This window comes from Mesoterricola sediminis, from assembly GCF_030295425.1.
Lineage (GTDB): Bacteria > Acidobacteriota > Holophagae > Holophagales > Holophagaceae > Mesoterricola > Mesoterricola sediminis.
Genome location: NZ_AP027081.1, coordinates 3,771,458 through 3,783,680 on the forward strand (window position 1 = coordinate 3,771,458; position 12,223 = coordinate 3,783,680).

The 12,223-nt window shown below is 71.4% G+C and carries 13 protein-coding genes; 11 read left to right on the plus strand and 2 right to left on the minus strand.

The window, feature by feature from the left end; translation table 11 throughout:
* The first annotated feature begins 7 nt into the window (after positions 1-7).
* The 7 genes from R2J75_RS16340 (at position 8) to R2J75_RS16370 (ending at position 7,399) form a co-directional block, all read left to right on the plus strand.
* Positions 8-1,600: a S41 family peptidase gene (locus R2J75_RS16340; protein WP_243346542.1), complete on the plus strand. Its 1,593-nt coding sequence runs from the start codon at positions 8-10 to the stop codon at positions 1,598-1,600.
* Positions 1,600-1,902, plus strand: a complete 303-nt coding sequence (locus R2J75_RS16345) for a hypothetical protein (protein WP_316410631.1) — start codon at positions 1,600-1,602, stop codon at positions 1,900-1,902. The genes R2J75_RS16340 and R2J75_RS16345 overlap by 1 nt, the downstream gene beginning before the upstream one ends.
* The gene (locus R2J75_RS16350; RefSeq protein WP_243329673.1) at positions 1,902-3,137 is read left to right on the plus strand and encodes an ABC transporter permease; all 1,236 of its coding nucleotides are present in this window, start codon (positions 1,902-1,904) and stop codon (positions 3,135-3,137) included. The genes R2J75_RS16345 and R2J75_RS16350 overlap by 1 nt, the downstream gene beginning before the upstream one ends.
* 13 nt (positions 3,138-3,150) lie before the next feature.
* Positions 3,151-3,717: a 3'-5' exonuclease gene (locus R2J75_RS16355; RefSeq protein ID WP_316410632.1), complete on the plus strand. Its 567-nt coding sequence runs from the start codon at positions 3,151-3,153 to the stop codon at positions 3,715-3,717.
* Complete coding sequence (locus R2J75_RS16360) at positions 3,714-4,370, plus strand: ABC transporter ATP-binding protein (protein WP_243329677.1); 657 nt, start codon at positions 3,714-3,716, stop codon at positions 4,368-4,370. Before R2J75_RS16355 ends, R2J75_RS16360 begins: the two co-directional genes overlap by 4 nt.
* 88 nt (positions 4,371-4,458) lie before the next feature.
* Positions 4,459-4,743 carry a SemiSWEET family sugar transporter gene (locus tag R2J75_RS16365; protein ID WP_243329679.1) on the plus strand — a complete coding sequence of 95 codons (285 nt, stop codon included), beginning with the start codon at positions 4,459-4,461 and terminating at the stop codon, positions 4,741-4,743.
* 118 nt (positions 4,744-4,861) lie between these two features.
* Positions 4,862-7,399 carry a BACON domain-containing protein gene (locus R2J75_RS16370; protein ID WP_316410633.1) on the plus strand — a complete coding sequence of 846 codons (2,538 nt, stop codon included), beginning with the start codon at positions 4,862-4,864 and terminating at the stop codon, positions 7,397-7,399.
* 58 nt (positions 7,400-7,457) lie between these two features.
* On the opposite strand, the gene R2J75_RS16375 is transcribed toward R2J75_RS16370, so the two are convergent.
* Positions 7,458-8,306: a DUF3667 domain-containing protein gene (locus tag R2J75_RS16375; RefSeq protein WP_243329683.1), complete on the minus strand. Its 849-nt coding sequence runs from the start codon at positions 8,304-8,306 to the stop codon at positions 7,458-7,460.
* A 10-nt stretch (positions 8,307-8,316) separates the two neighbouring features.
* Complete coding sequence (gene ruvX, locus R2J75_RS16380; RefSeq protein ID WP_243329686.1) at positions 8,317-8,754, minus strand: Holliday junction resolvase RuvX; 438 nt, start codon at positions 8,752-8,754, stop codon at positions 8,317-8,319.
* Between ruvX and R2J75_RS16385 the strand changes: the two genes are divergently transcribed.
* The 4 genes from R2J75_RS16385 (at position 8,755) to ftsA (ending at position 12,218) form a co-directional block, all read left to right on the plus strand.
* Positions 8,755-9,261 (plus strand): methylated-DNA--[protein]-cysteine S-methyltransferase, encoded by a 507-nt coding sequence (locus R2J75_RS16385; RefSeq protein WP_243346537.1) that lies wholly within the window; start codon positions 8,755-8,757, stop codon positions 9,259-9,261.
* Positions 9,258-10,133 (plus strand): UDP-N-acetylmuramate dehydrogenase, encoded by an 876-nt coding sequence (gene murB / locus R2J75_RS16390; RefSeq protein WP_316410634.1) that lies wholly within the window; start codon positions 9,258-9,260, stop codon positions 10,131-10,133. Before R2J75_RS16385 ends, murB begins: the two co-directional genes overlap by 4 nt.
* 12 nt (positions 10,134-10,145) lie before the next feature.
* Entirely contained in the window at positions 10,146-10,940 is a 795-nt protein-coding gene (locus R2J75_RS16395; protein WP_243329691.1) for a cell division protein FtsQ/DivIB, read from the plus strand.
* A gap of 63 nt (positions 10,941-11,003) precedes the next feature.
* Positions 11,004-12,218, plus strand: coding sequence for a cell division protein FtsA (gene ftsA, locus R2J75_RS16400; protein WP_243329692.1), 1,215 nt, complete (start codon positions 11,004-11,006; stop codon positions 12,216-12,218).
* Positions 12,219-12,223: the final 5 nt, after the last annotated feature.

Genomic DNA, 12,223 nt, shown 5'->3' on the forward strand with positions numbered 1-12,223 from the left:
CGCAGGCATGGCGCGGTGGTTCAACAAGAGCTGGATCTGGCTGGTCATCGTGGGCACCACGGCCGTGTACGCCCCCCTCGCCGGGCGCACCGGGGAGGAGCGCGCCCGCCAGCGCAGCGTCGACACCCTCACGGAGATCATGGGGCTGGTCCAGAAGCAGTCCGTGGACCCCCCGACCCCCAAGCAGGTCTCCCACGCCGCCATCTCCGGCATGCTCCACACCCTGGACCCGCACTCGTACTACATGGACGAGACGGAGTTCCGGACCCTGCGCGAGGACCAGCGGGGGTCGTTCTTCGGGATCGGCTCCATCATCCAGCAGCAGGCCGACGGCGTCGTGGTGGTCAGCACGGTCCGCGGGGGCCCCTCCGAGAAGGTGGGGATCCGCGCCGGCGACTTCATCCGCGAGGTGGACGGGAAGAGCACCGAGGGCCTGACCAGCAACGCCGTCGTCCAGCGGCTCCGCGGGGACAAGGGGACCGTGGTCGAGGTCGCCGTCCAGCGCGCAGGCTTCCCCGGCCTGCTCCGCTTCTCCATCACCCGGTCGGAGATCCCCGCCAACAGCGTCCAGTACGCCTTCATGCTCACCCCCACCACCGGATTCATCGCGATCAAGGACTTCGGGGAGACCACCTCGGAGGAGTTCGAGAAGGCGGTCCGGAACCTGAAGGCCCAGGGCATGGTCGACCTCGTCCTGGACCTCCGCTACAACGGCGGCGGCCTCCTGGACGCGGCGACGGGCATCTGCCGGCAGCTCCTCGGACCCAACGAGCTGATCGTCACGCAGCGCGGCCGGGACGGCCGGGACGTGCAGGAGACCCGGACCCCCCGCGGATCCGCCCTGGAATCCTTCCCGCTGGTGATCCTCATCAACCGCGCCACCGCCTCGGCCTCCGAGATCGTCACGGGGGCCATCCAGGACCACGACCGCGGCCTCGTGGTCGGCCAGACCAGCTGGGGCAAGGGCCTCGTCCAGGCAGTGATGCCCATCAACCGCACCCGCGGCCTCGCCCTCACCACGGCCCGGTACTACACGCCTTCCGGTCGCTGCATCCAGCGCGACTACCAGCACAACATCGACGACTACCTCCTGCCGGAGGACGCCAAGGAGCCCCTCGGCCAGAAGGGCCCGGTCTACAAGACGGACCTGGGCCGCACGGTCTACGGCGGCGGCGGCATCACCCCGGACTTCACAGTGGAGGCCGGCAGGCTCACCACGTTCGTGGGCAACCTGCGGGGCCGGTACAGCGCCTTCTTCAAGTTCGCCGTGCTGGAGAAGGAGAAGCGCGGGATCCGTCCCCAGGAGGTCCCGGACGACGCCCTCATGGCGCGCTTCCGGACCTGGATGCACGAGCAGAAGATCGAATGCTCCGACGCGGACTGGAAGGATCCCCAGAACCAGGCCGACATGCGCGACCAGCTGGCCATGGAGATGCAGAACGTGGCCTTCGGCATGGACGCCGGGTTCAAGTACATCACTGCCCGCGACCCCCAGGTGAAGAAGGCCCTGGAGGTCCTGCCCGAGGCCACCTCCATGCTCAAGCGGAAGGTGCTCAGCCTCCAGGCGCCCAAGGGCTCCCAGATCGCAGCGCGGAACTGATGGCCAGAACCCGGGCGTACTCCCCGCTGATGGACTCCCTCGGCCGGAGCCTGAGGTTCTTCTACCTCCTCTGGGGGGGAATGCTCCTCGGGACGCTGGCGGCCTACAACCGGATCCGCCTCCCGGCCTTCGTCTGGACCTGGCCCAAGGTGGCGCGCTTCTTCTACACGCCCCTGGGGCGCGGGCTCCTGCTGGGCATCGGCCTGGCCATGTCGGTGGCCGCGCTCATCGAGGTCTGGGAGCTCGTGGACCGGATCCTCGTGAGGTTCCTCCACGATCACGAAAGGGAACGGGAGCGCTAGTGGCCACCTTCGAGTCGTTCGTCGCCGCGCGCTACCTCCACACCCGGACCAAGGGGGCCTTCGTCAAGGTCATGGTCCGCTTCGCGCGGTGGGGCATTGCGCTGGGAGTCTTCGCGATGGTGGTGGCCCTGGCCATCGCCAACGGCCTGATGGAGGAGATCCAGGGCAACCTGTTCTCGGCCACGGGTCATTTCACGGTCTGCCACGTGTCCGGCGACATTCCCGGCACCGACGCGGCCCTGGCGAAGATCCGCAGCACGCCCGGCGTCGTCGCCGCCAACCCCATGCGCCTCGACCGCGGCCTGGTGCGCCCCGTCGCCACGGACGCGCCACCCTCGCCCATCCTCGTCAAGGCCGTCGACCCCGCCTCGGCGCACGGCACCTCCCGCATCTTCGACACGCTCAAGCCGGGCCGGGTCGAGGATCTCAAGGAGGGGGAGATCATCCTGGGCCGGCAGCTGTGCCAGGACCTGGGCCTCCGCGTGGGCGACACCGTGGCCGTGGTCTTCCTCCGGCTGGAGATGAGCCTTTCCGGCCTGCAGCCGCGCATGGCGGCGTACCGGATCGCCGGGATCTTCGAGAGCCACATCGGCGAGTACGACAAGAGCTGGGGGATCATCCACATCAACGACGCCATGCGCCTGGCCTCCACCTCCGAGGCGGAGATGATCGAGGTCAGGACGACCGGCGTCGACGCCATCGAGCGGGTCAAGGGGCAGGTCCTCGCCGGCCTCAACGGCAAGCCCCACGGCCCCTGGTTCGCCCAGGACCTGCGGGACACCAACCGCGCCCTGTTCGCGGCCCTCAAGGTGGAGAAGTGGATGATGGGGGCGATCTTCAGCCTCATCGTCCTCATCGCCGTCTTCAACATCGTGGCCAGCCTCGTGCTCCTGGTGACGGAGAAGCGCCGCGACCTGGGCGTGCTCCTCGCCCTCGGGGCGACGCCGGCCCAGGTCCAGCGCCTCTTCGAGCTGCAGGGCGTGCGCATCGGCGCCGTGGGCACCCTCTGGGGCCTCGGCACCTCGGTGCCCCTGTGCCTCCTGGCCGACCACTACCGCCTGATCAAGCTGCCCTCCGCGGTGTACGACTTCATCACCTACGTGCCCCTGCGGCTCTCGGTGACGGACATCCTGGTGGTGGCGGCCTTCCCCCTCCTCGTCGCGTGGGCGGCGAGCCGCTACCCCGCGCGCCGGGCGGCGTCCGTGGACCCCGTGGACGCCCTCCGGGCCCAGTGAACCGAGACCTGACATGGCCCAGCCCCTCCTCTTCGTGGACACCGAGACCGGCGGCGTCGACCCCCGGAAGCACAGCCTCCTGAGCGTGGCCTTCGTCGTGGGCGACGGCCCGAAGGTCATCAACAGCCTGGAGGTGCTCATCCGCCACGAGCCCTTCGTCGTGTCCGCGGGCGGGATGCGGGTCAACCGCATCGACCTGGTCCGCCACGCCGAGGCGGCCCTCGAGCCGCGGATGGCGATGGACGTGATGGGCGTCTTCCTCGACCAGCACTTCCCGCACCGCTGCAAGCCCGTGATCCTGGCGGGCCACAACGTGGCCTTCGACCAGGCCTTCCTGGAGACGTTCTGGGAGGGGCTCGGGATCCCCTTCGAGTCCCGGTTCGGGCACCGCACGGTGGACACCCACGCGATCGCCGCCGCCCTGCGGGACGCGGGCCGCCTTCCCCTGGAGGACCTCGGCTCCTCGAGCCTGTTCGCCCACTTCGGCATCGAGGTCCCCGAGGAGAAGCGGCATACCGCCCTCGGGGATGCGCTCGCCACTTTCGAGCTCTACTGGAAGCTCGTGGGGCGCATGGCATGAGCGGCCTCGCCCTGAGCATCCGCGACCTCCACAAGACCTACGCGGGGGCGGAGCACCCCGTGTTCGACGGGTTCTCGCTGGAGGTCGAGGCCGGCTCGCTCTGCGCCGTCATGGGCGTCTCGGGCGTGGGCAAGACCACGCTCCTCAACTGCATCGCGGGCCTGGACCGCTGGGAGGGCGGCTCCATCAACGCCGGCGGGCAGGAGGTCCCCATGGGCCGGCCCGAGGCGTCGGCCCTCTTCCGGCGCGCCCACGTGGGGCTGGCCTTCCAGCAGCCGCACCTGCTGCCCGAGTTCACCGTGGAGGAGAACCTCCTCATGCCCCTGCGGATCGCGGGCGGCCCCGAGCCCGGCGGCCACGCCTGGGTGGAGGAGCTGCTGGAGACCGTCGGCCTCGGCGGCCTCGGGGGCCGGCTGCCCTCGACCCTGTCGGGAGGCCAGGCCGCGCGGGCCGGCCTCGCCCGGGCCCTGGTGCGGCGGCCGGGCCTCTGGCTCCTGGATGAGCCGACCGGCAACCTCGACCCGGAGACCGCCCTGGAGGTCTTCGAGTTCCTCCTCAAGCTCCATCGCGAGTTGCGGCCCACCACGCTGCTGGTGACCCACAACCCGGCCCTGGCCGAGCGCTGCGGACGCATCGTACGACTGGGCGCCTGAGGCCCCGGTACTCATCAACTTTCATCAAAACAGCGGATGGCGCCGGAATCCGCGCCGCCTACCTTGGGCGTGAACCCTGGAGCCAGCCATGGCCGAATTCGTCGGATACCTCGCCGCCTTCCTCACCACCGGTAGCTTCCTCCCCCAGGTCATCAAGGCCTGGCGCACCCGCTCCGTCCAGGACCTCAGCCTGGCCATGTACTCCATGATGACCTCCGGCGTGTTCCTCTGGCTCGTGTACGGCCTCTGGATCCGCTCGGCCCCCGTGGCCGTGGCCAACGCGGTGACGCTGGCCCTGGCCCTGTCCATCCTCGTCGCGAAGCTGCGCTACGGCGGCCGCCGGGGCCGGGCCCCCGAGGCGCCCCGGTTGTGACGCAGGGCATGAATCAGGACGGACGGGCGTGGCGGGACCTGCGAGAATGACCGGTCATCCCTCCCCTTCCAGTCCGGATTGCCCCTGATCGCGGGGGAGGCCCTGCTCCGGAGTCTCCATGCGCCAGCGCCTGGCCTGTGCCGCCCTCGCCCTTCTGTGCCTGTTCCTCTCCGCCTGCGGCGGGGGCGGCTCCGGGGGCGGCAGCGGCTTCAAGGTCACGCCGGCCTCCCTCACCTTCAACGGCGTGCAGGGGAAGGCCGCGCCGGCGGCGCAGGCGGTCACGATGACCTTCACCACCTCCGAGGCGGCCTACGTGGCCGCGGGATTCGTGGGCACCCCGCCCGCGTGGATGGACACTCCGACCCTCACCGGCTCGGGCCGCGCCTGGACCCTGTCGGTCCACGTGAACACCACGGGGCTTCCCGCCGGCACCTACACCTGCACCCTGCGGGCCGGGATCGGCAAGGCCGACCAGAGCGTCATCGACGCCCAGGACATCCCGGTCACCTACAAGGTGACGTCGGAGGTGGGCACGAACACCTCGTCCCTCGCCTTCGACTTCATCCAGGGCGGGACGCCGCCCGCGGCCGCCCAGGTCGCCGTCACCGGCGAGGCCCTGCCCTGGACCGCCTCGGCCGACCAGAGCTGGATCAAGCTGGGCGCCGCGTCGGGGGTCACCCCCGCCACCCTCTCCGTCTCCGCCGATCCCACCGGGCTCCCCGCGGGCACCTACACGGGCACCGTCATCCTCGCCCACACCGGGGGCACGGACAAGGCCACGCTCGCCGTGAAGCTCACGGTCAACGCCCCCGCCCTGCAGGCGCCCGCCGCCGCCCTCGCCTTCTCCGGCACCAACGGCACCGCCCTGGCCCCCCAGTCCCTCCCGGTCACCCTCACCAGCGGGGCCGCCGTGGCCTGGACCGCCTCGGCCTCGGACAGCTGGATCGTGCTGGACCGCACCTCGGGGACGACGCCCGGGTCCCTGGCCGTGACCGCCGATCCCTCCCGGGGGCCCCTCGCCAGCGGGTCCTACGCGGGCACCATCACCCTCAGCGCCGTCGCCGGCGGGACCACCCTCACCCGGACGGTGCCGGTGACCCTGGCCCTGGCGCGGCCCGCCCTCTCCGTGACCCCGGCCAGCCTCACCCTGGGCGGCGCCAACGGCCGGGACCTCTCGGCCCAGACCCTCCAGGTGGCCCTCGGCACCGGCGCGGCCGCCTTCCCCTGGACCCTCACGGCCAGCCAACCCTGGATCGCGCCCGCGGCCAAGGCCGGCAGCGCCTCCGCCACCCCCGCGGCCGTCAGCGTCGCGCCGGTCGCGGCGGGTCTGACGGCGGGCACCTACACCGGGTCCATCACCGTCAACGCCACCGTCAACGGCGATGTCCTCACCGCCGCCGTCCCCGTGGACCTCAACCTGGAGGCGCACCGGCTCCTGGCCCAGGACACCGGGGCGGCTTTCGCCTCCATGCCCGGGCTCACGGCCCTCACCCGGGCCATCCCCGTCCGCGACAACCTGGGCCTGCCCACCGCCTGGACCGCGGTCTCCGACCAGCCGTGGCTGGCCGTGACCCCCTCCGGCACCGCGGGCGGGACCGTCACCCTCGTGGCGAACCCGGCGGGCCTGGCCGCGGGGCAGATCCACCTCGCGACGGTGACCCTGACCGCGGCGGATCCGACCGTCGAAGGCGCCGAACGCATCCAGGTCGGATGCTGGGTGGGCGGCACCGCGCCGGCGGCCCTGTCCCAGTACCTCACGGCGGGCGTGGAGCTCGCCACGGACCCCGTCCGCCCCTATGTCTATGTGGCCACCGGGGGCTCCGACGTGGAGGTGTGGAACGTCCACACCAACGCCAAGGTCGCCACCCTGGCCTCCCTGGGGGCCCAGATCCGGCACCTGGCCGTGGCCCCGGACGGCTCGAAGCTCTTCGTCTCCGACGCCACCAACTTCAGGATCGCCCGCGTGGCCCTGCCCGCGGGGACCGTGGAGGCCTCCTGGGCCGTGGGCGCCACCGCGGGGCCCCACCTCGCCTGCGCCCGCGCCAACGGGCATCTCGTCCTCCTCACGGGCACCGGCACGGTGTTCGACGCGCTGACGGGCGCCGCCCTGGGCCAGGCCGCCGACCGGCTCTCCTCCAGCGCGCCCGTCTCCGCCAGCCTCCAGGGCGGCCTGATGTCGCTGGACAGTTCCGTCTACAGCCTCGACTACACCGCCCTGGGCGGCGGGAAGCTCCTCCTCGGAATGGGCCGCTGGCCCAACGGCACGGCCTGGAACACCGCGGACTACGCCTTCAACGCCGACGGGTCCCGGTTCTACGCGGCCTTCGCGGCCCCCTACGACTTCTACGTCTTCGACACGACCGGGACCGACATCCTGATGCCCCTCGTGCAGACCCTGCCCGGCGCCGCCTACCCCGGCAACGTGGAGGTGGCCAAGGACGGCCGGATCTTCTGCCTGTCCGAATCGGCCTCCCCGTACGACTTCTGGATCTACAACGCGGCCGGCGTGCAGCTCAAGGCCATGAAGCTGGTGAACACCGGTTCGCCCATCCGCAGCTCGGGCATGAAGGTGAGCGGGGACGGCCTGCGGGTCGTCACCCTCACGGACGGGTGGGGCAGCAGCCCCAGCCTCCAGATCACCACGATGGCCCCCTGACCCGGGTCCGGCCCGCGGCCGGAACGCCCGTCCCGCTCCGGCGGGACGGGCGTTTCCGTCAGTGGCCGCCGTGGTCCAGCACCCAGAGCAGGGCCCCGAAGAGGACCACGAGGACGAGGATCAGGTAGGCGGCGGAGATCAGGGCCCCCTTCAGGACGATCTTCCAGGCGGGACCCCCGTAGACGCGCTTCATGGCCAGGCCCAGGTGCACCGGCAGGGCCAGGATCAGCCAGCTCCCCGCGCTCCCCGCGGGTTCCCAGGGGACCAGGTCGAGCAGCCGCTGCAGGATGAAGACGGAGAACGCGAAGGCGTGGACGTGCAGGGAGAAGATCACGTGCTCCACGAAGTAGCGCCGGGACCGGAAGAAGGCCAGGAACAGCAGGGCCGCGAAGGTGGGCAGGAGCACGAACATGGCCCGGGAGGTCCAGTGGAGGAGCGCCTCCCGGAAGGCGCGGGGGTCCTCCTTGGCCCAGAGGACGCCCTTGCGGAGCTGCTCGGCGTGGGGGATGCCCTCCACGCGGATGTCCGCATCCACGGGCACGTCCTCGGCGACACGCACCGCGGCCGGGCCGTGGGCCGCGGGGGCCCCCTTCCGCGCGGGGGCGAAGCCCAGGAGGAGGAAGAGGACGAAGCTGATGAAGACGTAGAGGCGGAAGGGCGGAACGTGGCGGGTCCGGCGTCCGGCGAGGTACTCGGCCGTGACCTGGCCCGGGCGGAGCAGCATCAGCCGCAGGGTGCGCAGGAGGCGCCCGTCGAAATGGGAGAGGTCGTGGACCATCTCCTCCAGCACGTGCAGGAGCCGCAGGTCGCGGGGGCCCCCGCGCTGGCCGCAGGCGGAGCAGTAGCGGCCGTGCAGTTCGGCGCCGCAATCCAGACAAGCCCCCAGGGAGGCGGTCCCTTCGTCCATGGTCCCTCGCTCAGTCCAGCCGGTTGGCGGGGATCCCACGGGTCCGGCGGGTCTCGATCAGATCATTCAGCATGACAGCGGCCGCAGCGGCGTCCAAGCGAGCCTTTCGATCCCGGGGTTTCACCCCCCGGGCGGCCAGGAGGCGCTCCGCCTCCACGCTGGTGAGGCGCTCGTCCCAGAACACCAGGGGCAGGCCGGTGCGCGCGGCCAAGTCCTCCCCGAAGGCCCGGGCCAGAGGGGCCGTGGCGCTCTCGGCGCCGTCCTTGTGGACGGGGAGGCCCACCAGGAGCGCCTGGGCCCCCTCCTCCCGGGCCAGCCGCGCCAGCTTCGCCAGGGTGGGCTCGCCCTGGTTCGGCCACACCTCGAAGGGGGAGGCCAGGATCTCCAGTTCGTCCGTGAAGGCGATGCCGATGTTCTTGGTTCCGTGGTCCAGGCCGATCCAGCGCATATGTGCCATCCTAACCCCATGGAGCGCTTCCTGGACCTGCCCACCGCCCTGGGCCCCTGCCGGATCCGATGGACCTCCCGGGGGATCCGCTCGCTCTCCTTCGGGGTGGAACCCGGCCCCGGGGACCCGCCCCCGCCCTTCGTGGCGGAGGCGGCGCGGCGCCTGGCGGACCATCTCGCCGGGGCCGGGGACGGGCTCGACGGGATCCCCCTGGACCTGGAGGGCCTGACGCCCTTCCAGCGCCGGGTGGCGGAGGTCCTGCTCGCCACCCGCCCGGGGCAGACCCTCACCTACGGGGCGGTGGCCCTGATGGCGGGCTCGCCGGGGGCGGCCCGGGCCGTGGGGCGCGCGGTGGCCTCCAACCGCCTCCCGGTCCTCGTGCCCTGCCACCGGGTGGTGGCCTCGGACGGCCCCGGCGGGTTCTCGCTGTTCGGGAGCCTGGAGACCAAGGCCCGCCTCCTGGCCCTGGAGGGCGTGCGGCTTCCTGGCATGATTGAGGTGCCGTGAACCCCTGGCCCGACGATCTCCTGGCCCTCCCGCACCGGCGGGATGTGCCCTTCAGCCGCCTGACGACCCTGGGCGTGGGGGGGACCTGCCGCTGGCTCTTCGAGCCGGTCGAGGAGGCCCAGGCCGCGGCCTTCGTGCGCGCCTGCGCCCGGGAGGGGATCCCCTTCAAGGTCCTGGGCGGCGGCAGCAACCTGGTGGTCCTGGGGGACGTGGAGATCCCGGTGGTCCGCCTTCGGCTCCCCGCCGTCCTGCGCCGGGAGGGGTGCGAGGTGGAGGCCCCGGCCAGCTACGGCCACATGCGCCTCGCCGCGGACGTGGCGGCCATGGGCCTCTCGGGCATGGAATACGCCTCGGGCATCCCGGGGACCGTGGGCGGGGCCCTGCGCATGAACGCCGGGGCCTACGGGCGGGAACTGGTGGACGTCCTCGCGCGCTGCCGGTACGTGGCGCCGGACGGGGAGATCGTGGACGCGGCCCCCGCCCCCGGGGAGTTCGCCTACCGCCGGGGCCTGCCCGGGGACCGCCTGGCCCTGGGCCTGCGGATCCGGCTCGCCGAGGGGGACCCCGCCGCCATCCGGGAGCGGGTGGAGGCCTGCCGGTCCCGGCGGGGCTCCAGCCAGCCCCTGGGCCGGCGCAACGCGGGCTGCATCTTCCGGAACCCCCCGGGGACCAGCGCGGGGCGCCTCATCGACGAGGCCGGGCTGAAGGGGACCCGGATCGGGGACGCCCAGGTGAGCCTGGAGCATGCGAATTTCCTCGTGAACCTGGGCGCCGCCACCCCCGCCGAATTCGGCGAGCTCATGGCCCTGGTGCGGGAGCGGGTCCGGGACCACCATGGGGTGGACCTCGAACCCGAGGTCGAGATCTGGTAAGACTGGTCTCCCATGCCCCTGCTCCCCCGCACCCGCACGCGACGTCCCTGGATGCCCTGGGCCCGGGTGGCCCTCGTGGCCCTGCTGGTGACCGGGGCCGCCTACGCCGCCCTGGAGCTGGGCCACCGCTTCCTGGGCCTCCAGAAGCTCACCATCGAGACGGTGTCCATCTCCGGCTGCCGGGGCGAGCGTCTGGAACAGGCCCAGGCCATCGCCGACCGCCTCTGCCTGGGCAAGCCCCTGTTCTGGTTCGACGCGGACCGCCTCCGGGAGACGCTGGAGGCCCGCCGGTGGGTCAAGGGCCTGCTCATCCGCAGGGATCCCCCCGACCGCCTCAGCCTCGTCATCGAGGAGCGAAAACCCATCCTCTGGCTCGCCCGCCCGGAAGGCGTCTACCTCGTCTCGGACGACGGCATTGTGCTCGACAGGCTCAATCAAGTCGATTTATCGGCCATTCCCGTCGTCGCCGACCCGAAAAGCCAGGAAGACGGCCCCATGGTCCAGCTCATCCGGGCCGCGACGAGCCTTCGCAACCGCCAGAAGGAATTCTACGACCGCCTCACGGAGCTCCGCTGGAGCGCCAAGGGCCCCGTCGCCTACCTGGAAGGGCTTGACGCGCCGATCTATCTCTCGAAAGCGGAACCCACCAAGAATATTCCAAATTTCCAGATGTTGTACCTCAATGAACTCTCAAAACGTCCGGATCTCGCCTCCCTGCGCTACGTCGACCTGCGCTGGGACGACGAGATCGCGGTCGGAGAACCCATGGATGCCCAGCCGCCGCGGACCCAGGCGCGCCCCCGCTGATTTCCGCCCTGTAAATTCAGTTGACGCGCGGTTATGCTTTGGACCAAGGATACGGGAATTCTCATGGTGCAACCAGCCGTACTGCTAGGACTGGATCTCGGAGCAAGCAAGGTCGTCGCCGTCGTCGCAGTCCAGGAGGAAGGCGGCCTGCTGAACGTGACCGGAGCCAGCCTGGCCGCCCCTGAAGGCGGCATCCGCCAGGGCGAGATCACGGACATCAACCTCACGGTCGCCGCCATCATGCGGGCGGTGGAGGAGGCCATGCGCACGGCGGGGCAGACCCGCGTGGACGGCATCCGCGTCGCCGTGGACGGCATCCAGTTCAAGGGCGAGAACCTGCGCGACTCCATCACCATCGCGTCCGCGAACCGCGTCATCACGACGCAGGACCGGGACCGCGTGATGGAGCAGGCCACCAACGGCTGCAAGCTCGCCAAGGAGGAGACGGTCCTGCACCGCATCCCCCAGATGTTCCACATCAAGGGCCAGCGCGACATCCGCAACCCCGTGAACATGATCGGCGACACCCTCGAGGCCGAGGTGCGCATCATCGTGGCGCCCGGCTCGGTGCTGGAGAACATCAACCGCGCGCTGCACCTCTCCAGCCTCCAGGGCGCGGAGCTCATGTACTCGCCGCTGGCCTCGGCCGAGGCCGTCCTGAGCCGCGAGGACGCGGAGAACGGGGCCGTGGTCGTGGACATCGGCGACCAGCTCACCCACCTCGGCGTCTTCCTGCGCGGGACGCTCTTCCACTCCGCGGTCATCCCCATCGGCGGCATGCACTTCACCAAGGACCTGGAGATCACCAAGCACCTGGGCGGCATCTCCCGCGCGGAGCGCATCAAGCGCGTCTACGGCACCGCCCTTCCAGGCCACGTCCCCGCGGAGGAGATGGTGGACCTGGAGGAGGAGGGCCGCCAGGTCTCCCGCCGCGAGCTCGCGGAAGTGCTCCACGCGCGCGCCATCGAGCTGCTCAACATGGTGCTGGCGGAGATCGGCCGGTCCGGTCTCATCCACGAGATCCACGGCGGCGTCCACCTCGTCGGCGGCGGCGCCCTCCTGCCCCACCTGCCCATCCTGGCCCAGAACATCCTGGGCCGTCCCCGCGTCGTGCTGGGCCGCGTGAGCGGCGTCCAGGGCCTGTCCCACGCGATCGCGAACCCGCTCTACACGAACGCCCTCGGCGCCGTGAAGGCCCTGCACCGCAGCATGAACGAGACCACCACCCGCGCCCCCCGGACGGGAGGGATCCTGGATAAGCTCAAGCGATGGATCTGATGCCC

What these genes read in the sequence shown, in the direction of transcription:
- R2J75_RS16370 (WP_316410633.1), top strand. Translation starts at nt 4,862, where the DNA reads ATGCGCCAGCGCCTGGCCTGTGCCGCCCTCGCCCTTCTGTGCCTGTTC.
- R2J75_RS16385 (WP_243346537.1), top strand. Translation starts at nt 8,755, where the DNA reads ATGTGCCATCCTAACCCCATGGAGCGCTTCCTGGACCTGCCCACCGCC.
- R2J75_RS16365 (WP_243329679.1), top strand. Translation starts at nt 4,459, where the DNA reads ATGGCCGAATTCGTCGGATACCTCGCCGCCTTCCTCACCACCGGTAGC.
- R2J75_RS16395 (WP_243329691.1), top strand. Translation starts at nt 10,146, where the DNA reads ATGCCCCTGCTCCCCCGCACCCGCACGCGACGTCCCTGGATGCCCTGG.
- ruvX (WP_243329686.1), bottom strand. Translation starts at nt 8,754, where the DNA reads ATGCGCTGGATCGGCCTGGACCACGGAACCAAGAACATCGGCATCGCC.
- R2J75_RS16340 (WP_243346542.1), top strand. Translation starts at nt 8, where the DNA reads ATGGCGCGGTGGTTCAACAAGAGCTGGATCTGGCTGGTCATCGTGGGC.
- ftsA (WP_243329692.1), top strand. Translation starts at nt 11,004, where the DNA reads ATGGTGCAACCAGCCGTACTGCTAGGACTGGATCTCGGAGCAAGCAAG.
- R2J75_RS16360 (WP_243329677.1), top strand. Translation starts at nt 3,714, where the DNA reads ATGAGCGGCCTCGCCCTGAGCATCCGCGACCTCCACAAGACCTACGCG.
- R2J75_RS16355 (WP_316410632.1), top strand. Translation starts at nt 3,151, where the DNA reads ATGGCCCAGCCCCTCCTCTTCGTGGACACCGAGACCGGCGGCGTCGAC.
- R2J75_RS16375 (WP_243329683.1), bottom strand. Translation starts at nt 8,306, where the DNA reads ATGGACGAAGGGACCGCCTCCCTGGGGGCTTGTCTGGATTGCGGCGCC.
- R2J75_RS16345 (WP_316410631.1), top strand. Translation starts at nt 1,600, where the DNA reads ATGGCCAGAACCCGGGCGTACTCCCCGCTGATGGACTCCCTCGGCCGG.